The 25984-nt window shown below is 65.1% G+C and carries 23 protein-coding genes and 1 other annotated feature; of the genes, 12 read left to right on the top strand and 11 right to left on the bottom strand.

All coding sequences use genetic code 11. The features are described 5' to 3' along the window. Positions 1-10 precede the first annotated feature (10 nt). The 5 genes from C8J43_RS12625 to C8J43_RS12645 all read left to right on the top strand — a co-directional run bounded on the left by C8J43_RS12625 (position 11) and on the right by C8J43_RS12645 (position 3565). Positions 11-418, top strand: a complete 408-nt coding sequence (locus tag C8J43_RS12625) for a PTS sugar transporter subunit IIA (RefSeq protein ID WP_056048813.1) — start codon at positions 11-13, stop codon at positions 416-418. Continuing rightward, positions 415-690: an HPr family phosphocarrier protein gene (locus tag C8J43_RS12630; protein ID WP_133031187.1), complete on the top strand. Its 276-nt coding sequence runs from the start codon at positions 415-417 to the stop codon at positions 688-690. Before C8J43_RS12625 ends, C8J43_RS12630 begins: the two co-directional genes overlap by 4 nt. A gap of 126 nt (positions 691-816) precedes the next feature. Next, positions 817-1632, top strand: a complete 816-nt coding sequence (locus C8J43_RS12635) for an RNA methyltransferase (protein ID WP_133031188.1) — start codon at positions 817-819, stop codon at positions 1630-1632. A gap of 144 nt (positions 1633-1776) precedes the next feature. Next, positions 1777-3222, top strand: a complete 1446-nt coding sequence (locus tag C8J43_RS12640; RefSeq protein ID WP_133031455.1) for a L,D-transpeptidase family protein — start codon at positions 1777-1779, stop codon at positions 3220-3222. A gap of 10 nt (positions 3223-3232) precedes the next feature. Next, complete coding sequence (locus tag C8J43_RS12645) at positions 3233-3565, top strand: hypothetical protein (protein ID WP_133031189.1); 333 nt, start codon at positions 3233-3235, stop codon at positions 3563-3565. Between the two features lie 144 nt (positions 3566-3709). On the opposite strand, the gene C8J43_RS12650 is transcribed toward C8J43_RS12645, so the two are convergent. The 5 genes from C8J43_RS12650 to C8J43_RS12670 all read right to left on the bottom strand — a co-directional run bounded on the left by C8J43_RS12650 (position 3710) and on the right by C8J43_RS12670 (position 9569). Next, positions 3710-4450: a 3'(2'),5'-bisphosphate nucleotidase CysQ gene (locus tag C8J43_RS12650; protein WP_133031190.1), complete on the bottom strand. Its 741-nt coding sequence runs from the start codon at positions 4448-4450 to the stop codon at positions 3710-3712. Continuing rightward, positions 4447-6360: a sulfate adenylyltransferase subunit CysN gene (gene cysN, locus C8J43_RS12655; protein WP_133031191.1), complete on the bottom strand. Its 1914-nt coding sequence runs from the start codon at positions 6358-6360 to the stop codon at positions 4447-4449. The genes C8J43_RS12650 and cysN overlap by 4 nt, the downstream gene beginning before the upstream one ends. Beyond that, entirely contained in the window at positions 6360-7286 is a 927-nt protein-coding gene (gene cysD, locus C8J43_RS12660; RefSeq protein WP_133031192.1) for a sulfate adenylyltransferase subunit CysD, read from the bottom strand. Before cysD ends, cysN begins: the two co-directional genes overlap by 1 nt. A gap of 70 nt (positions 7287-7356) precedes the next feature. Further along, complete coding sequence (locus tag C8J43_RS12665; RefSeq protein ID WP_133031193.1) at positions 7357-8835, bottom strand: SulP family inorganic anion transporter; 1479 nt, start codon at positions 8833-8835, stop codon at positions 7357-7359. 68 nt (positions 8836-8903) lie between these two features. Then, positions 8904-8959: a sequence feature (sul1 is cis-regulatory element that is thought to sense ions involved in sulfur or methionine metabolism; They are found in Alphaproteobacteria), on the bottom strand. A 166-nt stretch (positions 8960-9125) separates the two neighbouring features. Next, on the bottom strand, positions 9126-9569 hold the full coding sequence (locus C8J43_RS12670; protein ID WP_133031194.1) for a DUF488 domain-containing protein: 444 nt from the start codon (positions 9567-9569) through the stop codon (positions 9126-9128). Positions 9570-9642: 73 nt separating this feature from the next. On the opposite strand from C8J43_RS12670, the gene trmFO reads away from it, so the two are divergent. After that, a complete protein-coding gene (gene trmFO, locus C8J43_RS12675) occupies positions 9643-11010 on the top strand; it encodes a methylenetetrahydrofolate--tRNA-(uracil(54)-C(5))-methyltransferase (FADH(2)-oxidizing) TrmFO (RefSeq protein ID WP_133031195.1) in 1368 nt (455 codons plus the stop codon). On the opposite strand, the gene C8J43_RS12680 is transcribed toward trmFO, so the two are convergent. Beyond that, positions 10946-11386: an EF-hand domain-containing protein gene (locus tag C8J43_RS12680; RefSeq protein WP_347812510.1), complete on the bottom strand. Its 441-nt coding sequence runs from the start codon at positions 11384-11386 to the stop codon at positions 10946-10948. The genes trmFO and C8J43_RS12680 overlap by 65 nt on opposite strands. Before the next feature lie 96 nt (positions 11387-11482). Beyond that, positions 11483-12136 (bottom strand): squalene/phytoene synthase family protein, encoded by a 654-nt coding sequence (locus C8J43_RS12685; protein WP_133031197.1) that lies wholly within the window; start codon positions 12134-12136, stop codon positions 11483-11485. Positions 12137-12287: 151 nt separating this feature from the next. On the opposite strand from C8J43_RS12685, the gene C8J43_RS12690 reads away from it, so the two are divergent. From C8J43_RS12690 to C8J43_RS12700, 3 genes are read left to right on the top strand one after another with little or no spacing between them, the layout of a single operon-like run. Continuing rightward, a complete protein-coding gene (locus C8J43_RS12690) occupies positions 12288-13925 on the top strand; it encodes a TadE/TadG family type IV pilus assembly protein (RefSeq protein ID WP_133031198.1) in 1638 nt (545 codons plus the stop codon). After that, positions 13922-14521 carry a TadE family protein gene (locus C8J43_RS21910; protein WP_165899617.1) on the top strand — a complete coding sequence of 200 codons (600 nt, stop codon included), beginning with the start codon at positions 13922-13924 and terminating at the stop codon, positions 14519-14521. Before C8J43_RS12690 ends, C8J43_RS21910 begins: the two co-directional genes overlap by 4 nt. Beyond that, the gene (locus tag C8J43_RS12700; RefSeq protein ID WP_133031199.1) at positions 14503-15171 is read left to right on the top strand and encodes a pilus assembly protein; all 669 of its coding nucleotides are present in this window, start codon (positions 14503-14505) and stop codon (positions 15169-15171) included. The genes C8J43_RS21910 and C8J43_RS12700 overlap by 19 nt, the downstream gene beginning before the upstream one ends. Positions 15172-15208: 37 nt before the next feature. On the opposite strand, the gene C8J43_RS12705 is transcribed toward C8J43_RS12700, so the two are convergent. Beyond that, entirely contained in the window at positions 15209-16636 is a 1428-nt protein-coding gene (locus tag C8J43_RS12705; protein WP_133031200.1) for a pyruvate dehydrogenase complex E1 component subunit beta, read from the bottom strand. After that, positions 16636-17643 (bottom strand): pyruvate dehydrogenase (acetyl-transferring) E1 component subunit alpha, encoded by a 1008-nt coding sequence (pdhA, locus tag C8J43_RS12710; RefSeq protein ID WP_107955681.1) that lies wholly within the window; start codon positions 17641-17643, stop codon positions 16636-16638. The genes C8J43_RS12705 and pdhA overlap by 1 nt, the downstream gene beginning before the upstream one ends. A gap of 505 nt (positions 17644-18148) precedes the next feature. Here pdhA and C8J43_RS12715 point away from each other — a divergent pair. Genes C8J43_RS12715 through C8J43_RS12725 form a run of 3 tightly spaced genes read left to right on the top strand, consistent with a single transcriptional unit; the run spans position 18149 to position 21764 of the window. Then, complete coding sequence (locus tag C8J43_RS12715; RefSeq protein ID WP_133031201.1) at positions 18149-19501, top strand: MFS transporter; 1353 nt, start codon at positions 18149-18151, stop codon at positions 19499-19501. After that, positions 19498-20418, top strand: a complete 921-nt coding sequence (gene cysK, locus C8J43_RS12720; RefSeq protein ID WP_056048760.1) for a cysteine synthase A — start codon at positions 19498-19500, stop codon at positions 20416-20418. The genes C8J43_RS12715 and cysK overlap by 4 nt, the downstream gene beginning before the upstream one ends. Next, a complete protein-coding gene (locus tag C8J43_RS12725) occupies positions 20415-21764 on the top strand; it encodes a cell wall hydrolase (RefSeq protein ID WP_243645562.1) in 1350 nt (449 codons plus the stop codon). Before cysK ends, C8J43_RS12725 begins: the two co-directional genes overlap by 4 nt. Before the next feature lie 77 nt (positions 21765-21841). On the opposite strand, the gene C8J43_RS12730 is transcribed toward C8J43_RS12725, so the two are convergent. Together C8J43_RS12730 and C8J43_RS12735 are read right to left on the bottom strand one after the other, a co-directional pair. After that, on the bottom strand, positions 21842-23950 hold the full coding sequence (locus C8J43_RS12730; RefSeq protein ID WP_207893389.1) for a S9 family peptidase: 2109 nt from the start codon (positions 23948-23950) through the stop codon (positions 21842-21844). Further along, on the bottom strand, positions 23947-25962 hold the full coding sequence (locus C8J43_RS12735) for a S9 family peptidase (RefSeq protein ID WP_243645578.1): 2016 nt from the start codon (positions 25960-25962) through the stop codon (positions 23947-23949). The genes C8J43_RS12730 and C8J43_RS12735 overlap by 4 nt, the downstream gene beginning before the upstream one ends. Positions 25963-25984: the final 22 nt, after the last annotated feature.

Below are 25984 nucleotides of genomic sequence, written 5' to 3' on the forward strand. Positions count from 1 at the left end.
ATAGCCCGCTATGATCGGCCTTGTTCTCGTTACGCACGGTCGTCTGGCCGAAGAATTCGTTCGCGCGATGATCCATGTCGTCGGTCCGCAGGAGCGCGTAGCAACGATCGCGATCGGCCCCGACGACGATATGGAAAGCCGCCGTGCCGATATTGCCGCCGCCATCCACGAGGTCGATACCGGGCGCGGCGTGATCGTGCTGACCGACCTGTTCGGCGGCACGCCCTCCAATCTCGCCATTTCACTGATGGAGCGCGGCAGGATCGAAGTGATCGCCGGCATGAACCTGCCGATGCTGATCCGGCTCGGCTCGGCGCGCAAATCGATGACCGTCGTCGCGGCGGTCGCCGCGGCGCGCGAGGCCGGACGCAAATACATCTCGGTAGCGTCCGAGGTTCTCGGCGAGGCCGCCGCGTGAGCGAGGTCTCGCGCACCGTCCAGATCACCAACCGCCGCGGGCTGCATGCGCGGGCCAGTGCGAAGTTCGTCACGCTTGCCTCGTCGCACCCGGTCGAGGTGCGCGTGACCAAGGACGGCTCCGACCATGTCACCGGGACCTCGATCATGGGGCTGATGATGCTTGGCGCGGCGATGGGCGACGCGATCACGATCAGCGCGACCGGCGATGGCGCCGAGCATACGGTCGCCGCGCTCGCCGAACTGGTCGAGGCGAAGTTCGGCGAGGATTGACGTGACTGCTCCCCTCCCGCAGGCGGGAGGGGTTGGGGGTGGGCGCGCGCTCACCATAATCGAACCATTTGCTGAGGCCGGGAGCCCACCCCCGGCCCCTCCCGCAAACGGGAGGGGAGGATAAGAATGCCCCGCGAGATAACCGCCTTTTCGAACCCGCTGATCAAGTACGTCCGCGACCTGCGCGACAAGCGACATCGGCGTGCGGCCAAGCAATTCCTCGCCGAGGGCCTGCGCATCCTGACCGAGGCGCGCGAGACCGGCCGCCTGCCCCGCACGCTGTTCTACGCCGCGGCCAGCGCCAACCATCCGCTGGTCCACGCATTGTCGATGGACGTCGAGGATGCCGGCGGCGACTCGATCCAGACCACGCCCGATATTCTCTCGAAGCTGTCCGGCAAGGACAACCCGCAGGCGGTGGTCGGCGTGTTCGACGAGTTCGACGCGGCGCTCGAAGATCTCGACCGCACCACGTCCGGCATCTGGCTGGTCGCCGAGCGGTTGCGCGATCCCGGCAATCTCGGGACGATCCTGCGCACCGGCGATGCGGTCGGCGCGGGTGGGCTGATCTTGATCGGCGAATCGGTCGACCCCTTCTCGGTCGAGGCGGTCCGCGCGAGCATGGGCGCGCTGTTCACGATCCCGGTGGTCAAGACCGAATGGGAACCGTTCCACACCTGGCTGCGCACCGGGCCGGGTCAATTGGTGGGCCTCAGCCTCGATACCGACACGGATTATCGGTCCGCGAAATATACCGGCCCGACCTTCCTGCTCACCGGCAACGAAGCGCAGGGCATGCCGCCCGAGATGGCCGAGGCCTGCGACGTGCTCGTGAAGATCCCGATGCTCGGCAAGGCGGACAGCCTCAATGCGGCGGTCGCGACCGCGGTGATGGCGTATGAAGTGCTCGCCCGGCAGGAAAAATCCGCCGCTTCCGCCTGAACCGACTAAATCAGCCCGATTGGCGATGCTTAGCGAGTCCGGTTCAGCTATGGGTGGGGTGCGTCGTGCGAAAGCATCGACGAGATACGGGTAGACAGGATGAGTATGGCGCGCGGTTTGGATGATGGACGAGTGAAGAGCGGCATGGTCCGGTTGGCGCTGACGGCGGCACCGCTGCTGCTGGCGACGCCCGTGTTCGCGCAGGTGACGCCGCCACCGATCGTCCCCACGGTGCCGTCGGTCGTCCCGACGCTCGCGCCGCCGGTGATCACCGTGCCGACGCTGAGCGACAAGCAGGCGGCGCAACTCGACAAGCTGCTCAACGGCGACATCGTTGCGCAGGGGCTGAAGTCCGCCGCTACCGCGACGACGATCACGCCGAGCAAGGACGAGCTGGTGCGCGCCGCGCTCGATCATGCGCGCGCGGTTCATGCCGGCCGGCTGAGCGAAGCCGATTTCCAGAAGGATTGGGGCCTGCGTCCACCCGCCTATGATCCGACGCCAGCGTTCGCCGATGCGGTGCGGCAGGACCGGATCGCGGCGTGGTTCGCCTCGCTGCCGCCCCCCTATGCCGGCTATGACGGTCTGCGAAAGGGACTTCAGAATTATCGCTCGATCGCTTCGGCCGGGGGCTGGCAGACGCTGGCCTCCGGTCCCGACTTCACGATCGGCGCGAGCGGACCGCGCGTGATCGCGCTACGCAAGCGACTGGCGGCGGAGGACAAAGATGTCGATGCCAACGGCGACAAGTTCGACGCGTCGCTCCTCGAAGCGGTCCGTCGCGCGCAGCGTCGCTATGGCCTGAACCCGAGCGGGATCGTCTCGACCCAGACGCTCGCCGCGCTCAACGTCTCGGCGGGCGATCGCGTGCATCAGATCATGGCGAACATGGAGCGCTGGCGCTGGCTGCCGCAGAACCTGCCGCGCGACCGCATCCAGGTGAACATCGCCGCGGCCGTTCTGACGGTGTTCGACGGCGACGTGCCCGTGCAGTCGATGCGCGCAGTGACCGGGCGGCCGGGCGACGAGACGCCGATGCTGTCGTCGACGATCCACAGCATCGTCATCAACCCGCCCTGGAACGTGCCGACCTCGATCGCGACCAAGGAATTGTGGCCGAAGGAACGCGCCAACCCCGGTTACTTCAAGCGCAACGGCTTCAAGGTGATCGGCGGGACGCGGTTGCAGCAGCAGGCCGGCGACCAGAGCGCACTCGGTCGGTTCAAGTTCGACTTCCCGAACGACTATTCGGTCTATCTCCATGATACGCCGAGCCGCGCCAAGTTCGCGAGCTTCAGTCGGCTTTCGAGCCATGGCTGCGTACGCCTTGAAAAGCCTGCCGAACTTGCCGACCTGTTGCTGAAGGGCGACCCGACTTGGACGCCCGAGATGGTCGATGCCACGGTCGCGAAGGGCGATACCGTCCGCGCGCCGCTGATCAAGCCGGTCTCGGTCTATCTGCTCTACTGGACCGCGTTCGCCAGCGGCAACGGCCAGATGAACTTCCGCGCCGATCCCTATGACTGGGACGGTATCCTCGCTTCCAAGATCGAGGCGCGCACCGCACGCCAGACGATCGCCGCTCGCTGAGAGACACCCCATGACGATATCTCGCACCCGTACCGCCATCGCCGGTGGCCTGCTCGCCGCGATGGCGCTGGCAGGATGCTCGCGCTCCGAGCCCGAGCAGCCGCCGACGGATACCAACATGGTCGAGGACACCGGCGTGACCGAGACCGAGGCGGCCCCTGCCCCGGTCGAGGCCGCGCCGGTCGAGGCCGCCCCGCCGGCGCCCGCGGTGGTCGAACCGCCACGCGAGAAACCGATCACGCCCGACGAGCAGATGCAGGACGATGCGGATGCGACCGGGATGACGGCCCGGGTCAACCGCGACGAGGCGCCTGCGACCAACGACGCCGAACCGCAGCAGTAAGGGTCGGCCTTATCATCCTCCCCCGCCAGGGGGAGGTGGCGCGAAGCGACGGAGGGGGCGGTAAGGACATCTTCTGTTCCGTGCCCTCCCCCTCCGTCACCTTCGGTGCCACCTCCCCCTTGCGGGGGAGGATCGGGAATTGATTTACGCCTTCATCGCCGCCATCACCCGATCGCGTAACGCGACGGGACAGATCAGCAGGTCGGGCATGTAGACATCCCGACAATTATACATGAGCGGCGATCCGTCGATCCGGCTGCAGTGCAGCCCGAACGCCGCCGCCACCGCGACCGGTGCCGCGGAATCCCATTCATACTGGCCGCCCGAATGGAGGTAGATGTCCGCTTCGCCGCGGACCACCGCCATCGCCTTTGCGCCCGCCGAGCCCATCGGGATCAACGTGGCGCCCAGGACTTCGGCGACCTTAACCGCCTCGGGTGCGGGCCGAGTCCGACTTACCACCATCCGCAGCGGATCGCCCGGCACCGGCACCGGCACCGGCGCAGGCTGGTCCGAGCGCAGTACCAGCCCCAATCCCGGCAACGCGACCGCACCGATCGTCGCGACGCCGTCGATCGCGAGCGCGACATGCACAGCCCAATCGTCGCGCGCCTCGCCATATTCGCGCGTACCGTCGACCGGATCGACGATCCACACGCGCGACATCGTCGTCCGCGTCCCGTCGCATCTACGCTCTTCCGACAGCAGACCGTCGTTCGGACGCGCATCCTGCAACGCATGGACGAGGAAGGCGTTGGCCGTCTCGTCGCCAGCCTTGCCGAGCGCACCCGGCGAGAACACCCCCGACCGCCGCACCTCGAGCAGCAATCGCCCCGCCGTCTCTGCCAGATGCGCGGCGAGCTCGCCGTCGGTCATCGCGCTCATGGGATCAACATCGCGACGATCGCATCGGCCGCCGCGTCGGGGGTCATCCCCGTTGTATCGATCCGAATCTCCGGGTTCTCCGGCGCTTCGTAGGGCGAGTCGATCCCGGTGAAGTTCGCCAGTTTGCCCGCGCGCGCCTTCGCATACAGCCCCTTCACGTCGCGGCGCTCGGCCTCCGCGAGCGGCGTATCGATATGGACCTCGATAAATTCTCCGGGCGCGATCATCTGTCGCACCATCTCACGTTCGGCACGGAACGGCGAGATGAACGCGGTGATGACGATCAGCCCGGCATCGGTCATCAGCTTGGCAACCTCGCCGACGCGGCGGATGTTCTCGACCCGGTCCGCATCGGTGAAGCCCAGATCGCGGTTCAGTCCGTGGCGGACATTGTCGCCGTCGAGCAGGAAGGTGTGGCGGTTCATTCGCGCAAGCTTCATCTCGACGAGGTTGGCGATCGTCGACTTGCCCGCGCCCGAAAGCCCGGTGAACCATAGCACCGCCGCCTTCTGGTTCTTCAGGCTAGCGTGCGCCTCGCGGCCGATGTCGGTCGCCTGCCAGTGCACGTTCTGCGCGCGGCGGAGCGAGAAGTGCAGCATCCCCGCCGCGACAGTCGCGTTGGTGATCTTGTCGACCAGGATGAACCCGCCGAGCTGGCGATTGTCGGCATAGGGCTCGAACACCAGCGGTCGGTCTGTCGACAGGTTGGCGACGCCGATCGCGTTAAGCTCCAACGTCTTGGCAGCAAGCCGCTCCATCGTATTGACATTGATCGCGTATTTAGGCTGCTGGATCGTCGCCGTCACGGCCTGTGTCGCGAGCTTGAGCCAATAGGAGCGCCCCGGCAGCATCGCCTCGTCCGCCATCCACACGACCGTCGCCTCGAATTGATCGGATGCCTCGGGCGGTGAGTCCGCGGCAACGATCACGTCGCCGCGTGAACAGTCGATCTCGTCCGCCAGCGTCAGCGTCACCGACTGACCGGCGACCGCACTCGGCAGATCGCCGCCGAACGCGACGACGCGCGCGATCGTCGAGGTGCGCCCGCCCGGCAGAATGCGCACCGCGTCACCCGGCGCGATCGATCCGCTCGCGACCAGCCCGGAAAATCCGCGAAAATCAAGGTTCGGGCGGTTGACCCACTGGACCGGCATCCGGAACGCGCCCGCCTGATCCTCGCTGACGTCGAGCGTCACCGTGTCGAGATGGTCGATCAGCGTCGGCCCGTCATACCAAGGCGTGTTCGCGCTCGGGGCCGTGATGTTGTCGCCCTTGAAGCCCGAAATCGGCATCGCCGTGAAGCCGGCGATCCCGATCGACTCCGCAAACGTCGCGTAATCCGCAACGATCCGGTCGTAGGTCGCCTGCTCGTACCCGACCAGATCCATCTTGTTCACCGCGAGCACGAGGTGCCGAATGCCGATCAGGTGCGCGAGATAACTGTGGCGCCTGGTCTGCGTCAGGATGCCCTTGCGCGCATCGACCAGGATCACCGCGAGATCTGCGGTCGACGCGCCGGTGATCATGTTGCGCGTATATTGCTCGTGCCCCGGGGTATCCGCGACGATGAACTTGCGCTTCTCCGTCGAGAAATAGCGATAGGCGACGTCGATCGTGATGCCCTGCTCGCGCTCGGCAGCGAGCCCGTCGACCAGCAGCGCGAAGTCGATGTCCTGCCCTTGCGTGCCGACCTTCTTCGAATCGCTCTCCAACGCGGCGAGCTGATCCTCGAAGATCATCTTAGAATCGTACAGTAAGCGCCCGATAAGCGTCGACTTTCCGTCATCCACCGACCCGCAGGTGATGAACCGCAACAGGCTCTTGTGCTGGTGCTGGAGCAGATAGGCGTCGATGTCCTCGGCGATGATGTCCTGCACTTGATAGGCGGACTCCTGCGTGCGCGTAGCCATCAGAAATAGCCCTCCTGCTTCTTCTTCTCCATGCTCGCGGAGCCCGCGTCGCGGTCGATCGCGCGGCCCTGGCGTTCGCTGGTGGTGCTCAACAGCATCTCCTGGATCACTGCGGACAGCGTGTCGGCCTCGCTCTCGACCGCACCCGTCAACGGGTAACAGCCGAGCGTCCGGAAGCGGATCGACCGCTCTACCGGCACCTCGCCGGGTTCCAGGCGGAAGCGATCGTCGTCGACCATCAGCAGCATCCCGTCACGCTCGACCGTCGGGCGCGGCGCCGCGAAATAGAGCGGGACGATCGGGATGTCCTCGAGCTGGATATATTGCCAGACGTCGAGCTCGGTCCAGTTCGAGATCGGGAAGACGCGGATGCTCTCGCCCTTCGCTTTCCGCGCGTTGTAGAGGTTCCAGAGCTCGGGGCGCTGCTGCTTGGGATCCCAGCGGTGATGCGCCGCACGGAACGAGAAGACGCGCTCCTTGGCGCGGCTCTTCTCCTCGTCGCGCCGTGCGCCCCCGAACGCCGCATCGAAGCCGTGGAGGTCGAGCGCCTGCTTGAGCCCCTCGGTCTTCCACATATCGGTGTGGAGCGCACCGTGATCGAACGGGTTGATCCCGCGCGCCTCGGCCTCGGGGTTCTTGTAGACGAGCAGTTCCATGCCGCTCTCCGCTGCCATCCGATCGCGCAGGTCGTACATCGCCTTGAACTTCCACGTCGTATCGACATGCAGCAGCGGGAATGGCGGTGGCGACGGGTAAAAGGCTTTCCGCGCGAGATGCAGCATCACCGCGGAATCCTTACCGACGCTGTAGAGCATCACCGGGCGCTCGCACTCGGCGACGACCTCGCGCAAGATATGGATGCTTTCCGCCTCGAGCCGCTGGAGATGCGTGAGCGACACGGGGCCGGTATCTGAAGTTTTCGTCATCTCCTCAGACGTAGGGCGTCGGGGCGGCGCGTACAGCATCGTATTTCTCGCCCGCCCCCAAGATCGAGCATTACCCCTCGGCCGGATCGAGCATCAGCGGGGCATGGCGATCGACCAGCGTCGCGCTCGCCGTGTTGAGCCCGATCACCTCGACCTCGCGGCCGTGGCGGCGGAGTTTATCAACGACGGTTTCGAGCGCGCCGACCGCGGTGACGTCCCAGAGGTGGGCATTGGTAAGGTCTATCCGAACGGCGCGCGCGCTTTCGCGCAGGTCGAAGCGGTCGGCGAAGATGTCGGCGCTGGCGAAAAAGATCTGCCCGCTTACCCGGTAGATACGCGTGTCGGTTACCACGTCATGGTCGATCGCGACGTCCATCAACCGCGTGACCTTCCACGCGAAGAACACCCCGCTGAGCAGCACGCCGACCCCGACGCCGAGCGACAGATCGTGCGTCGCGACGGTGACGACGACGGTCGCGACCATCACCACGCTCGACATCTTCGGGTGCCGCGCGAGGTCGCGGAGCGAGCCCCAGGAGAAGGTGCTGATCGACACCATGATCATGATCGCGACCAGCGCCGCGACCGGCACCTGCGCCACCCATGGCCGCAGTGGCACCATGACGATCAGCAGGAACACGCCCGCGACCATCGTCGAGAGCCGCCCGGTGCCGCCATAGCGGACGTTGCCGACCGTCTGACCGATCATTCCGCACCCGGCGATCCCGCCGAACGCACCCGCCGCGATGTTGGCGAGGCCAAGCCCGGTGCATTCGCGCGCTTTCGAACTTGTCGTCTCGGTGAGTTCGTCGACCACGCTGGCGGTCATCATCGATTCGAGCAGACCGACCGCGGCCATCGCGAACGCATAAGGCGCGACGATCCGCAGCGTGTCCCAACTGAGCGGCACTTGGGGAAGGCCGAACGACGGCAGCGAGTCCGGCAGGCGACCGAGATCGCCGACGGTCTTCAGCGGCATCGGAAACCACATCGCGATTCCCGTGAGCACGACGATGCAGATCAGCGGCGACGGGATCGCGCTGGAGATCCGCGGCACGAGATAGATGATCGCGAGGCCACCGGCGATCATCGCATAGGCCTGCCAGCTGACGCCGACCATCTGCGGCACCTGCGCCGAGAAGATCAGGATCGCGAGCGCGTTGACGAACCCGGCATGGACCGACTTCGAGACGAACCGCATCAAGATGTCGAGCTTGGCGAGCCCGAACGCGATCTGGAGCGCGCCCGCCAGCATCGTCGCGACGAGCAGATATTGCAGGCCGTGTGCGTGGACGAGCGCTGCGGCGACCAGCGCGACGGAGCCCGCCGCGCCGGAGATCATCGCGGGGCGTCCGCCGACGAAGGCGATGGCGATGCCGATCACGAACGAGGCGAACAGGCCGACTTCGGGATCAATGCCGGCGACGAACGAGAAAGCGATGACCTCGGGGATCAGCGCGAAGGTGCCGACCATGCCGGCGAGAACGTCACGGCGCGCAGCCGTGGGACCGCTGAACCATTCGGCTCGGTAACGAGAAAGAGATGTCATAGATAAATCCGCATAGGACGCGAGAACCGCGGCGGTTGCGCGGGCGGTTCGGTATAAAGGCGTCGTTGCGTTGTCCGGCGGATCGGCGGCCGGAATAGCCACCCGGAATTGCACCGGGTCCAGGGCGAATGCGGGCTCGTTAGCGGCGCGTGAGCCTCAATGCAACACTCGCCCCATGTCCGTCATCCTGACGAAAGTCAGGATCCAGAGCCATGTACGACAGCCCGAAGTTACTCTGGATCCTGACTTTCGTCAGGATGACGGAACGTTTGAAGCCAGCCCGACCCGGCCTACGTAAACAGATCCACGACCTCCGCCCCCTCGCCCACCGCTTGCAACAGCAAGGTCCGGTGACAGTGACACGGATCACGCTCGTAGCAGAGCAGCGCACTAGGCTTCTCCGCTGCCAGCCCGAGCATGATCGCTGCCGCGGCCTGCGCCTCGGGCAATTCGAGTTGCTCCTCATACACCGCGGTCAGCGTCGCGACGTCGCCCTTCTTCGCCGCATCGCGCCCGCGTTTCGGCGTTCCGAGTGCCTTCAGATGCACGTAATCGATCTCGACCTCGCGCAACGAGGCGGCGAGCGAGGACTTCGAGAATCCAGGTCGTCGCGACAAAGGCAGCGCGCGGACGTCGATCACGCGCTGCACCCCCGCCGCCTTCAGCGCGCTGAGAAAATCGGCCATCGTCGTGGCTTCATAGCCGATCGTGAAGATTGTCGTGGGTTTCGTCATCCAGGCGAAGTGGGATTGCACCGCCGACACAACAACCGCTGACACGACAGGCGTCCCGCGCTATCTGACCGGAATGACCCACGATATTCACGTCATCGGCGGCGGGCTCGCCGGTTCCGAAGCCGCTTGGCAACTTGCCGAAGCTGGCCTCAAGGTCCGCCTGTCCGAAATGCGCGGCAGCGGCGAAGAGACGCCCGCGCACCAGACCGACGGGCTCGCCGAACTCGTCTGTTCGAACAGTTTTCGGTCGGACGATGCCGAAGCCAACGCGGTCGGGCTGCTTCATCAGGAACTGCGTACGCTGGGCTCGCTGATCATGCGCCAGGCGGACATCCACCGCGTCCCGGCCGGCTCGGCGCTCGCGGTCGACCGCGACAATTTTTCGGCCAGCGTTACCGAGGCGATCGACCAGCATGCGAACATCACGCTAGTCCGCGAACGCATCGACGCGCTTCCGGACGGCCCGACGATCATCGCCACCGGCCCGCTGACCGCCGCCTCGCTTGCCGCCGGTATCGGCGCCGAGACCGGCCGCGAGGCGCTCGCCTTTTTCGACGCGCTGGCGCCGATCGTACACCGCGACTCGATCGACATGGACACCGCGTGGTTCGCGTCGCGCTGGGACAAGGGTGAGGGCAAGGATTACATCAACTGCCCGATGGACAAGGACCAGTATCTTGCCTTCCACAAGGGCCTGATCGAGGGCGAGAAGACGCCGTTCAAGGACTGGGAGAAGGACACGCCCTATTTCGACGGCTGCATGCCGATCGAGGTGATGGCGGAGCGCGGCGTCGACACGCTGCGCTACGGCCCGATGAAGCCGGTCGGGCTCGATAATCCGAAAACCGGGCGCTGGCCTCACGCGGTCGTCCAGCTTCGCCAGGACAATGCGCAGGGCACGCTGTGGAACATCGTCGGCTTCCAGACCAAGATGAAGCACGCCGACCAGGTCCGATTGTTCCGAACGATCCCCGGGCTTGAGAACGCCGAGTTCGCGCGGCTGGGCGGACTGCATCGCAACACGTTCATCCGCTCGCCGGAACTGCTCGACGAAACGCTGCGGTTGAAGTCGCGCCCTAACATCCGGTTCGCCGGCCAGATCACCGGGTGCGAGGGCTATATCGAGAGCTGCGGGATCGGCATGCTCGCGGGGCTGTACGCGGCGGCCGAGCTGACCGGCAAGACGCTGACGCCACCGCCCTACACCACGGCGCTCGGCGCGCTACTCGGCCACATTACCGGTGGCGCGGAGGTCGAGACGTACCAGCCGATGAACGTTAATTTCGGCCTGTTCCCGCCAATTCCCGGCCGGACGAAGAAGACCGACCGCAAGCGGATGTACACCGATCGCGGTCGTGCAGCACTGGCGGAGTGGCTCAACTCTCCTCGGCAACAGCGTGAACCGGTGGACAATTTACCCGAGCTGGCCCCTTCCGCTTGACCGCCGTCGTGGCAAATTCGGGCGCAATCATCGCGCCGGATTTGTCGTGGTCGGCGTCGGCAAATTTGGTCGTCGCCTTCACCGCCCACTCGTCGAACGAAAGCTTGCCGTCACCGTCCACATCCAACCGCGCGTAAGCCTTGCGCCGCTGGACGAGATATTCCTCGCGGGTGATCTTCGCATCGCGATTCTTGTCGTAGCGATCGAACCGCTTCTGCTCGCGCGTTTTCTCAGTGGCTTCGGGGGCGGCATCGGGTAGCGGATCGCTGGCGACCGCCACTCCGCCGACTTGCGATACGGGTTGCGGGGGCAGCAGCGGCCCAGGCCGTGCGTCGCCGTTGAAAAACATGAACCCCGCGACGATCAACGCGATCACCGCCGTCCCACCTGCCAGATACCGCCACATTGCCGCCCCCCCCAACTGCCCAGACAGTACGCTAGGCCTCGCGGGCGGCGATCCCCATTTGATTGGTCAGTATCCGGTCAGTCTATGCCACGCCAACCGCCCGACCCGCTTCGGGCTGCCCGGCGGCGGTGGCGAAGCCGAAACGTCGAACCGCGCCGACAGCGCCAGGGCGCCAAGCGCGCGTGCTTTGCCGGGCCAACGACCACGCAGGGCCGCGTCGAGCGCCTCGACAGCCCGCGCGCGCGCCAACGCACGACTAGGCGCATCCCTCAACCGCTGCGACAGATCGGCGAGCGCCCAGCCCTCGCCCGCCAGCCCGATCCGCGCGTCGCTCACCGACAGCATCGAGCCGGCCAACTCGAATAACCGCCGCCCCCGATCGCGCGCGAACCGGTCCACGGCTGCAGCATCGAGCACCGGCTCCAACAAAGCCTCCCAGCCATCGGTCATCCCCGCCAGCATCGCCCCCGACACGCCCGCCGGCAACACGCACGCCTGGAGTGCGGTCAACACCGGTTCGGCGGGCGCAGGGGCAGTATCGAGACGCCCCAGCGCCTCGTACCACCACGTTAGCCGCATCTGCCCAACCAAAGGCTCGCGTGTCGTCCGCAGAATCCCGCCTAAAGTATCGTCGAGCGCGAACAGCGCTTCGAGTGCCAGGCGTGCGGATGGGTCGGCATAAGTGAACGCCAGTAAGCGATCGGGGTCAGCTCGGGACATCGACTGGCAATAGCGTGCCACTTCTAATCGTGCATCCCCCGCTCCTATCCGCGCGACAGTAAATATCACGGTAACCATATTTCTTGAGCCGGGCTTACGGGATCCGGGAGCAAGGTCACGCGAGAGTAATACCGCCCGGGTCAGGACCATAATGAACGCCAAGCACGGCCAAAAACTACAACGGCCGACGACCTTTCTCGGGCGGCTGCGCAAAGATGTGGCTGGCAATACGCTGATTATCGTCGCCTTCGCGATGATGCCGCTGATTGCCATGGTCGGGTCGGGCCTGGATATGGCGCGCGCCTATGTTGCCCGCGACCGGCTGCAACAGGCTTGCGACGCTGGGTCGCTGGCGGCGCGGCGGCTTCTCTCGGGCACGACGTTGACGACCGCGGTGGACACCGAAGCGAAGACGTATTTCAACTTCAACTTCCCGCAGGCGTCGTTCGGCACGGCGGCGTTCACGCCGGTCGTCACCGTACCGGCGATCGGCACCGTAAAGATCACCGCAGCGACGACGATCCCGACGACGATCATGAAGCTGTTCGGTTTTTCGACAATGAACCTGTCGACCAGTTGTTCGGCCACGCAGGATTTCGTCGGTACCGACATCGTGTTGGTGCTCGACATGTCGGGATCGATGAACTGTCCCCCAAGCAAGCCCAACGACGCGTGCAACGAAGTCGAAGAGTCCGGATCGAAGATGCAGGCGCTGCGCGACGCATCGGAATCGCTCTACGATACGCTCAAGTCCGCGCAGGATCAGTTGCACGCCAACAACCTGCGCCTGCGTTACGGCTTCGTGCCGTACAACGCGACCGTGAATGTCGGCAAACTCGTCTATGCAGAGAACCCGAACTACATTCGCAGCAGCGCGCTGTATCAGTCGAGAACCGTCACGACGGGTTGGTTTGGCGCAAGCGCGACCTATGGTCAGCAGACGCTCGACACCTCTTCGTTCAAGACCGGCGCGCTGGTCACGACGCCTGGCTCGTATCCGAGCAGCAAATCACGGTGGGCGGGGTGCATCGAAGAACGCCAGACCGACAATGTCACGATCGACGGTGGGTCCGCGACGACCGCGCCGGCCAGCGCATGGGACCTCGACGTCAACATGCTGCCAACTGCCGACTCCAGTCGCTGGGCTCCCTGGTGGCCGGAAGCTGAATTCGATCCCGACACTCAAAGGCAGTACACAGACCAGAAATATTGCGCGAGCGCCGCGAGTCGGCTGAAGGAATACTATAACGACAAAACATCGTTCATGTCGTACATCAAGGACTTGAAGCCGTTAGGCGGGACATATCACGATATCGGGGTGATATGGGGTGCACGCTTCATTTCGCCGGATGGTATCTTCGCATCGGCAAACCCAGAAACAAACGATCAGAACGACCCCGACAATCCCAAGAAATTGCGCGGGTTCAGCGTCCGCAAATACATGATCTTCATGACCGATGGCGATATGTCGCCGTACCTCGACGTCTATACGACCTATGGCGCCGAAGAACGCGACAGGCGCGTGTTGGGAACATCGACCGGAAACACGAACCAGTTGGCGGCAGAGCAGTTGCAGCGGCACTTGCAGCGCTTCCGCATGGCGTGCAACGCGGCCAAGAGTCAGAACGTCCAGCTCTACGTCATCGCCTTTTCGACCACGCTGACCACCGATATGCAGAACTGCGCGACTACGCCGGCGATGGCTTCGGGCATCAGCACCGCGCCCGCACTAATCGCGAAGTTCCAAGAGATCGGCAGCAAGATCGGGTCGCTGAGGATCAACCAGTGATCGCAATCACGTCCACGCGCCGCTCGCTCGGCTGCGACAGACGCGGCGCGACGATCGTCGAATTCGCAATGATCATTCCGGTCTTGGTCGGACTGCTGCTCTCGATCCTCGAGGTCGGCTATCAGGGCTATGTCACCGCGGTCGTGCAGGGCGCGTTGTCGAAGGCGTCGCGGCAGGTGACCGTCGGCAACAAGACGGCGGCGGATGTCGTTGCAATCATCAAGTCCGAGGTACAGTCCGTCGTGCCCGCGCAGTATGTTACGGTATCGACTCGTCGCTACTATAATTTTTCGAACGTTGGCAAACCCGAGAAGATAACCGCGGACACCGATCCCAAGGGTACGTATAATCTCGGCGATTGCTTCGAAGACGCGAATAACAACGGGATCTACGACGCAACACCGGGCGATACCGGCATCGGCAGTGCGGATGATATCGTGTATTATACCGTCAAGGTTGTATATCCGAACCTCACACCGGTCGGTGCGCTGTGGTCATGGGGCCCTACGCGTAGCGTTGCGGCAACAACCGTCCTCCGGAACCAGCCGTTCACGTCGCGTGCTGAGCCGACGATCGTTTGCACGAAGGCGCCATGACCCATTTTAATGCTTTGATCCGCCGATTTCGTTCGGATGTTCGCGGGCTCGCGCTCATCGAATTCGCGATTACGGCGCCCGTGCTGATTACGCTTGGGCTTGCTGGCGCAGAGGTCACTAACATGGCTGTCGCCGTGATGCGCGTGAACCAGATCTCGACCGCGATTTCCGACAACGTCGCGCGCGTCCGGGATTCGATCGACGAGGCGGACGTCAACGAAGCCTTGCTGAGCGCCAAGTTCATCGGCGGCGGAATCAACTTCGGCCCCAACGGTCGAGTCGTCGTTTCCAGTGTCGAACCCAATGGGCAGGCCGGAACGAAGGCGGGCCAATATATTCGCTGGCAACGATGCACCGGAGCACTGAACGTCGCCGATTCGCAGCCGAGATATGGCGCCGAGGGCAAAGGACTCGCCGACGCCAGCTTGCAGTATATGGGTGCGGCCACACGCCAGATCGCCCCAGGCGCCGGCTCGGCGCTGATCTTCGTTGAGGTGAGCTATAAATATCAGCCGCTCGTATCGGCGCGTTTCTTCGGAACGCCGGTCCTGCGATCCGAATCCGTCTACAATGTCCGAGAGCGCAATACGCAGGTTCTGGGTGCCGCTCCCGGCACGACCGCGAGCGTCTGCACGACCTACGCAGCATGACCGTACCGGCCAGGTTTCCCCGACCGGTACGAACACCTTACTTGTACGTAACTTTCTTCACCGCCGTCACGACCTTCGCGACGTCGACCAGCATCAGCTTTTCGAGGTTCGCCGCGTAGGGCATCGGCACGTCCTCGTTCGTCACACGCAGCACCGGTGCGTCGAGATCGTCGAAGCCGTGCTCCATCACCACCGAGACGATCTCCGAAGCGATCGAGCAGGTTGCCCAATTCTCTTCTACGATGATCATGCGGTTGGTCTTGGCTAGGCTCTTCAGCACCGTCTCCGTGTCGAGCGGGCGCAGCGTGCGCAGGTCAATGACCTCCGCGTCGATGCCTTCCTCAGCAAGCTTCTCGGCGGCTTCGAGCGAAATGCCCACGCCGATAGAATAGCTGACGATCGTCACGTCCTTGCCCTCACGGACGATCCGCGCCTTGCCGATCGGCAGGACGTGGTTGTCGAGCTTGGGAACGTCGAAGCTGCGACCGTACATCAGCTCGTTCTCGAGGAACACGACCGGATCCTCGGTGCGGATCGCGGCCTTGAGCAGGCCCTTCGCATCGGCCGCGTCATACGGCGCGATCACGATCAGGCCGGGAACGCTCGCATACCACGCCGCGAAGTTGTGCGAATGCTGAGCACCCACGCGCGACGCGGCGCCGTTGGGACCGCGGAACACGATCGGGCAGCGCATCTGGCCACCCGACATGTAGTTGGTCTTGGCCGCCGAGTTGATGATGTGGTCGATCGCCTGCAACGCGAAGTTGAAGGTCATGAACTCGACGATCGGGCGCAGACCACCCATCGCCGCGCCCGCACCGATGCCGGCAAAGCCGTATTCGGTGATCGGCGTGTCGATCACGCGACGGTCGCCGAACTCGTCGAGCAGCCCCTGCGTGACCTTGTACGCGCCCTGATACTGCGCGACTTCCTCGCCCATCACGAAGACGCGGTCGTCCTCGCGCATTTCCTCGGCCATCGCATCGCGCAAAGCCTCGCGGACGGTCGTCTTGACCATCTCGGTGCCCTCGGGGATCGCGGGGTCGGAGATGCCGACCTTCTCCGCCGATGCGACGAGCTGCTGCGTGCCGCTCTCGGCCTTGGCGGGCGAAGCGCCTTCGGGAACCGGCGGTGCCTTGTCGTCCGACGGCGTTTCCTTCGGCGCGGCGATGGCCGCCTCGCCGGAGCGCGTTTCGGCGGGCTTGGCGTCGCTCGCGCTCTCGCCCTCTTCGAGGATCGTCGCAATGACGGTGCCGACCTTCACGTTGTCGGTACCTTCGGCGACGGCGATCGAACCGATCGTGCCTTCGTCGATCGCCTCGAACTCCATCGTCGCCTTGTCGGTCTCGATCTCGGCGAGGATATCGCCCGACTTGACGCTGTCGCCTTCCTTGACGAGCCACTTGGCCAGCGTGCCCTCTTCCATCGTCGGGGAGAGCGCGGGCATCTTGATCTCGATCGCCATCAGTACTTCTCCACCAGAACGTCGGTGTAGAGCTCGGCAGCATCCGGCTCCGGGGTCTGCTCGGCGAAATCGGCGGCTTCGTTCACGATTTTCCTGATTTCCTGTTCAAGGGACTTGAGGTCCGCCTCGGTCACGCCCTGCGCGTCGAGCAGCTTCTTCATGTGATCGATCGGATCCGACTTGTCGCGGACCGCCTGGACCTCGTCACGCGTACGGTACTTCGCCGGATCGGACATCGAGTGGCCACGATAGCGATACGTCTTCATCTCGAGGATGACCGGACCCTTGCCCGCGCGGACCCACGCCAGCGCTTCCTCGGCAGCACCGCGGCACGCCAGCACGTCCATGCCGTCGACCTGGATGCCGGGAATGCGGAAGCTCTCGCCGCGGCGATACAGCTGGTCCTCGGCCGAAGCGCGATTGACGCTGGTGCCCATCGCGTACTGGTTGTTCTCGATCACGAAGATGATCGGGAGCTTCCACAGCTCGGCCATGTTGAAGCTCTCGTACACCTGGCCCTGGTTCGCGGCGCCGTCGCCGAAATAGGCCATGCAGATGCCGCCGTCGTTCGAGTATTTGTGCTTGAACGCGAGGCCGGTGCCGAGCGACACCTGCGCACCGACGATGCCGTGGCCGCCGTAGAATTTATGCTCGGTCGAGAACATGTGCATCGACCCGCCCTTGCCCTTCGAGATACCCGAATTGCGCCCGGTCAGCTCGGCCATGATCACCTTCGGGTCGATCCCGTAGGCGAGCATGTGGCCATGATCGCGGTAGCCGGTGATCACCGAATCGGTCTCGCCGTTGAGCGCGGACTGAAGGCCGACCGCGACCGCTTCCTGCCCGATGTAGAGATGGCAGAAGCCACCGATCAGGCCCAAGCCATAGAGCTGGCCCGCTTTTTCCTCGAAACGGCGGATCAGCAGCATCTGCCGATACATTTCGAGCAGTTCGTCCTTCGACGCCTCGTACGGCTTTGGTTCGGCCGGTCGTTCGCGGTTCGTAATCGGCGGTTCGGCGATTGCGCGTGCTGGTGGGGGGGTCTTGGCCACGATGTGGGAAACCTCGTTTTCCGTAGGGGAGTTGAGGGAGCCTATAGGCGCGGACGGGGCGGAACATCAATTCCCGTCTGGGGTATGTCCGTTTTGGGGGCTTGGGATGGGGCACTCGATAGGTCGCGCGAGCCCTACCGCACTAGCAAACCACCCCGGCGAAGGCCGGGGCCCAATTGGTAAGGTTGTAGTAACGCCGCTCATCGCTCAGTTGGCGACGTCCCCCAGTTGGGCCCCGGCCTTCGCCGGGGTGGAGGTGATGCGGCGGCGGAGCGGTGGCAGAGACGCGCTTGGCGACATAGACCCGCTCCCGCTTCCTTGTTCTCCCGCGAAGGCGGGAGCCCAGTCTGGGTCCCCGCCTTCGCGGGGAAACACACTGGCTTAGCTTTGAGCCACTATTCCCTCCCCAAGCAAAGCTCCGGTTGCCCTCGCCTCTCGCCACCGCTTAAAGCCAACAGCAATGGACTCCACCGCAAACCCCCACCAGCATCCCTTACGGATCGCCAATTTTCGCGCCTATTGGCTGTCCCGCTTCACCGGCACGATAGCCGTCAGCGCGATGTCGATCGTGATCGGTTGGCAGGTCTACAACATCGCCCGCGAGACGATGGACATCCGCCAGGCCGCCTTCATGCTCGGCATGATCGGGTTCGCGCAGTTCGTGCCGTTGTTCCTCCTTACCCCGATCACCGGCCTCGTCGCGGACAGCTTCGACCGCCGCTGGATCGTCCGCGGCACGACCGCGCTGCTGGTTGTCACCGCCGCGACATTGTGGTTGCTGACCTGGACCGGCCACCTCACGCTCGGCGTGCTGTTCGTCGCCGCGGTCGCGTTCGGCGTCGCCCGAGCCTTCTCCGGCCCAGCCTATTCCGCACTCGCCCCCAACCTCGTCCCCCGCGCGGTACTCCCGACTGCGATCGCGATCAGCTCGATCGCCTGGCAGGTCGGCACGATCGCGGGCCCGAGCGTCGGCGGGCTCCTGTACGCGATCCACCCGGAGGTCGCCTACGGCGTCGCGACGATCCTGTTCGTCGTCGCGCTCATCTTCATGTTCTTGATCGGCCCGGTGCCGCAGCCCGCCGCGCAGACCGATCATCGCCCCCTCGCCCGCATCATCGAGGGCTTCACCTATGTCCGGCGCAATCGCCTCGTCCTCGCGACCATCACGCTCGACCTGTTCGCCGTGCTGCTCGCCGGCGCGACCTCGCTGCTACCGGTCTATTCGCGCGATATCCTGCATGTCGGCTCGCAGGGACTAGGCGTTCTCGCGGCCGGTATGGGGATCGGCGCGGCAGTGACGGCGATCTGGTTCTCGTTCCGCCCGATGAGCACGAATGTCGGCGTGAAGATGCTCGTGGCTGTCGTCGTGTTCGGCCTCGCGATCCTGACGTTCGGCATCGCAACGCCGATCGTAAACTTGCTCGGCATCGCGCCCGGTACGATCGGCGGCATCCCCGTCCAGCCCGCCTTCGTCCTCAGCCTCGTCGCGCTGATCGTCGCGGGTGGCGCGGACATGATCTCGGTCTATGTCCGCCAGTCGCTGATCCAGCTTCATACGCCCGACGCGATGCGCGGCCGCGTCAGCGCGGTGTCGCAGCTCACCATCTCGGCCTCGAACGAACTGGGCGAATTCGAGAGCGGCGTGATGGCGTCGCTGCTCGGTCCGGTCGGCGCAGTGGTGTTCGGCGGCGTCGGTGCTATTGCGATCACGATCGGCTGGGCGCGACTGTTCCCGGAACTTGGCCGCGCGAAAACCTTTGATCCCCCAGAGATCCTAGAGACCGAACCCGAACACGGAGAAGCCAAGCCATGAAGGCCAACTCGATCCTCGACACGATCGGCAACACGCCGCACGTCCGCCTGTCGAAGCTGTTCCCCGAATCCGAAGTGTGGGTGAAGTCCGAGCGTTCGAACCCCGGCGGGTCGATCAAGGACCGTATCGCGCTCGCCATGATCGAGGCGGCGGAGAAGGACGGCCATCTCCAGCCCGGCGGCACGATCATCGAGCCGACCAGCGGCAACACCGGCATCGGCCTGGCGCTCGTCGCGGCGGTAAAGGGCTACAAGATCGTCCTCGTCATGCCCGAGAGCATGTCGATTGAACGCCGTCGCCTAATGCTAGCCTATGGCGCGACGTTCGACCTGACTCCGCGCGAGAAGGGCATGAAGGGCGCGATCGAGCGCGCGAAGGAACTGGTCGAGCAGACGCCGGGCTCGTGGATGCCGCAGCAGTTCGAAAATCCTGCGAACATCGCCGTGCATGTCGCTACGACCGCACAGGAAATCCTCGCCGACTTCCGTGATACGCCAATCGACGTGATCATCACCGGCGTCGGCACCGGCGGCCACATCACCGGCGTCGCCGAAGCGCTGAAGAAGGAATGGCCGTCGCTCAAGGTCTACGCGGTCGAGCCCGCCGCCTCGCCGGTCATCGCCGGCGGCCAGCCCGGGCCGCACCCGATCCAGGGCATCGGCGCAGGGTTCATCCCGGTCAACCTGCACACGCAGGCGCTCGACGGCGTGATCGAGGTCGATGCCGCGGTGGCGAAGGACATGGCGCGCCGCTCGGCGACCGAAGAGGGCATGCTGGTCGGCATCAGCTCGGGCGCGACGCTCGCAGCGATCCTTCAGAAGCTCCCCGATCTGCCTGACAATGTTCGGGTTCTCGGGTTCAACTACGACACCGGCGAGCGCTATCTGTCGGTCCCGGACTTCCTGCCCGAACAGTGACACATCCTACGTTCGCGCGCGGCGCATCATCCTCTTCCGCGCGCGGGTTTACCGCGTTGCATGGCATTTTGACCGGCATCGCCGGGCTGGCGATCGTCGGTCCGGCCTTGGTCGTTGCCAACGCGCCGGTCATCGTCCCGGCCAAGCACATGGCGCTGCCGCGGCAACGTGTCGTACCGAAGGCCGAGATACCCAAGGTCGAACCGTTGAAATTCGTCGACCTGACGCCGACCGACGCTCGCGCCTTCAACGCGACCGTGCCCTTCTCGACCGAGCCGAATCCGGCGGCCAAGCCGTTCCGCTTCGCCGGTGCCCCGGACGACCTCGCGCGGGCGACCGACTGTATGGCGGCGGGGATCCTCTACGAAGCCGGCGACGACACCCTCGGCGAACGCGCGGTGGCGCAGGTCGTGCTCAATCGCTTGCGCCATCCGGCCTTCCCGAAGACCGTGTGCGGCGTGGTGTTCGAGGGACAGGACCGTAGCACCGGCTGCCAGTTCAGCTTCAGCTGCGACGGCGCTATCACGCGTTGGCATCCGACCGAGGACGCCTGGCGTCGCGCGCGGGAAGTCGCCGGCGCGGCGCTCGGCGGTGCGGTGTTCAGACAGGTCGGCTATGCGACGCACTACCATACCGACTGGGTCGTGCCCTATTGGCAGTCGAGCCTCGACAAGATCACCGCGGTGCACACGCATCTGTTCTTCCGCTGGTCCGGCTGGTGGGGCACGCCGGCGGCGTTCGGCCGTCATCCCGAAACCGTCGAACCGGTCATCACTCAGCTCGCCAGCCTGTCCGATGCGCACAAGACCGGCGCAGCTTTCGACGAAGCCCAGTCGGCGTTGGCCGAGGCCTCCGCGGCGATGGGGTTCGTCACGGCCGCGGACTCGGATGACGCTGGCGCCGAGGACGCCTCCGCACGGCGCATCGACGCGGATACCGTCGTGGTGGTGTTCCCACGCGGGCAATCGCCGGACACGCTCGTGACGGCTGCCACACAGTCGTGCGGCAACCGGTCCTTCTGTCGGTACATGGCATGGCTCGACGGCACGAAGGTGCCCACGTCGCTGCCGCTCGACACCGCGCAGATGACCTCGCTGACGTTCAGTTATCTGCGCGATCGATCGAACGGCTATGAACGCGCGTTGTGGAACTGCCGCGAGTACAAGCGCCCGGATCCGTCGCAGTGCCTCCAGCCGCCGGGAACGAAGATCGCGACCCCACCGCCTGCCGCATCAGATCCCGCGGCCAAGCCATCCGCAGCGACGGATCTCAACGGCGTGAGGCGGAAGCCCGCGGCTCCGTCCGATCAAGTCGCACCGGCACTCAAAGCCATCGCCGGTCAGTAAGTCGCAAAGGTCTGAAGGCGATCCGCAGGTCGAGGGATGCGGCACATCGTCGCATCCCTCGCTTTGCGGCAGACCTTCTACTTAGCCAGACCGAGCTGTTGCAGCATGAACGCCTGCCACTCGGAGTTCTGGCGATAGCGCTCGAACCGGCCCGACTTGCCGCCATGCCCCGCCTCCATGTTCACCCGGAACAGCAACGGGTTCTTGTCGGTCTTCAGTTCGCGCAACTTGGCGACCCACTTGGTCGGCTCGTAATATTGCACCTGGCTGTCCCACAGCCCGGTGCCGACATAGAGTGCCGGATAGGCCTTCGCCTTGACGTTGTCGTACGGCGAATAGCTCAGCATGTAGTCGTATGACGCCTTCTGCGCGGGGTTGCCCCACTCGTCATACTCGAACGTGGTCAGCGGGATCGACGCGTCGAGCATCGTTGTCACCACGTCGACAAACGGCACCTGCGCGATGATCAGTTTGTAATCGGCGGGCGCCATGTTCGCGACGCCGCCCATCAGCAGGCCCCCTGCGCTGCCGCCCATCGCCGCGACGCGGTCCCTCGCCGCGTATTTCTGCGCGACGAGATAGCGGGTGACGTCGATGAAGTCGGTGAAGCTTTTCTTCTTGTTGAGCAGATGTCCGTCGTCATACCAGCCGCGGCCCATCTCCTGCCCGCCGCGGATATGCGCGATCGCGTAGATCACGCCGCGATCGAGCAGCCCAATCCGGCCCGGATCGACCGCCGGATCACTGGATATCCCGTAGCTGCCATAGGCATATTGGAAGAGCGGCGCGGTGCCGTCGCGCTTGGTACCCTTGGCGTAGACCAGCGAGACCGGAATGCGCGTGCCGTCGCGCGCGGGTGCCCAGACGCGTTCGGTGACGTATTTCGCGGGATCATAGCCCGGCACCGGCGCGACCTTCAGCACGCGGCGTTCGCCGGTCTTCGCGTTGACCTCGTAGGTCGTGGTCGGCGTTACGAGCGAGCCATAGGTGTAGCGGACCCACGGCGTCGACGTTTCCTCGTTGACGTCGAGCGACATGCGATAGGTGGGCTCGTCGGCGGTCACCGGCGTCGACTTGCCTGCATCGCTCAGCACGCGGATCATGCGGTTGCCGCCCTCGCGCTGGTCGATCGCGACGAACCCGTCGAACGGCTTGAAGCCTTCGATGAAGACGGTGTCGCTGGCCGGCGTCAGGTCGCGCCATGCCGCCGTTCCCTTGGCTAGGTCGGCGTCGGCGACGGTCACCAGCTTGTAGTTTTTTGCGGCCTTGTTGGTGCGGATGATCCAGCGATTGCCGATGTGATCCGCGCTGTAGCGGAACTCGCGCGCACGCGGTGCGACGATCGTGAAACTGGTCGGGGCTGCGGCCGGCGCGCAGCGTTGCTCGTCGCTGACCGTGCTGCTCACGCCGATACAGACGAACTTGTCGTCGGCCGTGCGCGAGACGCCCATCGAATAGGTGTCGTCCTTCTCCTCGTACAGCAGCCGATCGCTGGCGACGGGCGTGCCGAGGACGTGCGCCTTCACGCGGTAGCCGCGCAGGGTGACCGGGTCCTTCTCGACGTACAGCAACGTCTTGTTGTCATCTGCCCAAACGACGTTCGGCTCGATGTTCGAGAGCGTGTCGGCGATCGACGCACCAGTCGCAAGGTCCTTGACCTTGAGCACGTATTGGCGGCGCCCGACGGTGTCTTCGGCCCAGGCGACGCGGCGGTTGTCCGGGCTTATCGCCCAGTCGCTCAGCGCGAAGAAGCTGTGGCCCTTTGCCATCGCCGGCTCGTCGAACAGCGTTTCGGCGGGAGCAGTACGGCTGCCCTTGCGGCGTTCGAGGATCGGGTAATCCGCCCCGGTCTGGAACCGCGAGCCGTAATAATAGCCGTTCTTCGCGTACGGGACCGAGCCGTCGTCCTGCTTGATGTGCGAGACGGTCTCTTCGTAGAGCTTGGCCTGGAGTGGCTTCAGCGACGCGAGTTGCGCATCGGCGTAGGCGTTCTCTGCGGCGAGATAGGCGAGCATCTCGGGGTTTTTCCGCGTATCGTCGCGCAGCCAGTAATAATCATCCTCGCGCGCACCGTTGGGCGACGTCACCTGGAACGGTTTCTTCGCGACACGCGGTGGTTGGACCTGTGCGACCGCCGCGGTCGAGACCAGCGCCACACTGGCCAGCATCATGTACCGTATCGTCATTGTGCTGCTCCCTGTGCCGGCGTCGTTACGCCTGCCGGCTTCCGGTATCGATCGAACCAGGCGATGATCGCCGACGCCTTGGCTGCGGATTGCGACGGGCGAGCGGCAAGGCCACCGTGGCTCGCGCCTGGCACCTTCACCAGCGCGGTCGGCACGCCGCGGATCTGGAGCGCCGCGTAATATTGCTCGGACTCGCTCACTGGGGTCCGGTAATCGTCGCCACCGACCACCACCAGCGTCGGCGTCTTGACGTTGCCGACCAAGCTCAGCGGCGAGCGGTTCCAATAGCTCATCGGATCCTCCCAAGGCAGCTTGGCGAACCAGTAGCGCGAGGTGAACAGCGTGTTGTCCATCGTCAGCGCCTCGCTGATCCAGTTGATTACCGGCTTCTGCGTCGCAGCGGCCTTGAACCGGTCGGTCTTGCCGACGATCCACGCGGTCAGCAGCCCGCCGCCCGAACCGCCGGTCACGAACAGATTGTCGGGATCGGCGGTGCCGTCCTTGATGGCGGCGTCGACCGAGGCGATCAGGTCGTCGTAATCCGCGGCCGGGTAGGTCTTGTCGATCAGGTTGGCGAACTCGGCCCCGTAGGAGGTCGAGCCGCGCGGGTTGGTCCAGAGGACTGCGTATCCGGCGGCGGCGTAGAGCTGCATGTCGGTCGCGAAGCCGGGGCCGTAGGCGGCGTTCGGACCGCCGTGGATCTCGAGGATCAGCGGTACGCGCTGGCCTGCGACACGCCCCGGCGGGGTGGCAAGCCACGCGTCGATCGGGCGACCATCGGGTGCGGTCACTGCGATCTTGCGGACCTGTGCGAGTGCCTTCGATCCGGTCAGCACTGCGTTGAGCGTCGTCAGGCGGCGGGGTTTACCGCCCGCCAGTACCCAGACGTCGGCGGGGGCGCTCGCGTCGCCGCCGGTATAGGCGATCGTGCCGCCCTTCGAGATCGAGAACTCGCCGCCGGTATAGGGCCGGTCGAGCCCGCCGCCCGCGACGTTGTCGATCAGCGGCGTGATGCGACCATCGACACCGACGCGGGCAACGCGGCGCTGGCCGTGATCGTCGTAGCTCGCATACAGGCTGCGACCGTCGGCGGACCACACCGCGTCCTCGATCGCGCGGTCGAGCGTCGCGGTGAGCGAGCGCGGCGAGGCTGCGTCGCGGTCGCCGATATAGAGTTGCGTGTTTTCATAGCTCCGGCGCTTGTCGTCGAAGCCGAGCCACGCGATCTTCGCGCCGTCGGGCGAGACGCGCGGCTGCGCATCGGGGCCGTCGCGCGTCGTCAACGTCCGCATCGTGCCGCTCGTCGCATCGACCGCGATCACGTCGGAGTTCATCACCTGGCGGTCGGCGGCTGGTCCGCGGATCGCGGCGAAGACGATGCTGCGGCCGTCTGGCGTCCACGACAGCGGGCCGCCATCGTCGAACTTGCCGTATGTCAGTTGCCGAGCCGCGCCGCCGTCGGCGCCGACCACGAAGAGGTGATCGTAGCCCGGCTTCACGTAGCCCGGTCCGTCGTTGCGGTAGTTGACCCGGTCGATGATCGTCAGCGGCTCGGCCCATTTCGCGCCCTCCGGCTTGGGCGGCTGCGTGCCGAGCTTGGTGCCCTCGCCTGCTACCGTGGCGATGTAGGCGAGCTTGGTACCGTCCGGCGACCAGGCGAGCGCCTGCGGATCGCCGGGGAAACTTGTCACGCGCGCACTCGTCGAACCACTTAGCCAGCGGACGAAGAGCTGCGATCCCTCGCCGTCGCGCGCGGCATAGGCGATCCGCGCACCGTCAGGCGACCAGCGCGGGCTGCTGCCGTCGGTGGCGAACGGCGTCTGGCGACCGCTCGCGACGTCGATCAGCCACAGCGAGGACTGCATCGTGTCGGTCATCACGTCGCCGGTGCGGCGGACATAGACGATCGTCTTGCCGTCCGGGCTGATCTGCGGGTCCGCCGCGATCGTCAGGCCGAACAGGTCGCTGCCGGTGAAGCTCCGCGTCGGGCCGTCTGGCACGGGGGCAGGCACCGGCGCGACCGGCTGTTGCTGG

The organism is Sphingomonas sp. PP-CE-1G-424 (genome assembly GCF_004341085.1).
GTDB lineage: Bacteria > Pseudomonadota > Alphaproteobacteria > Sphingomonadales > Sphingomonadaceae > Sphingomonas.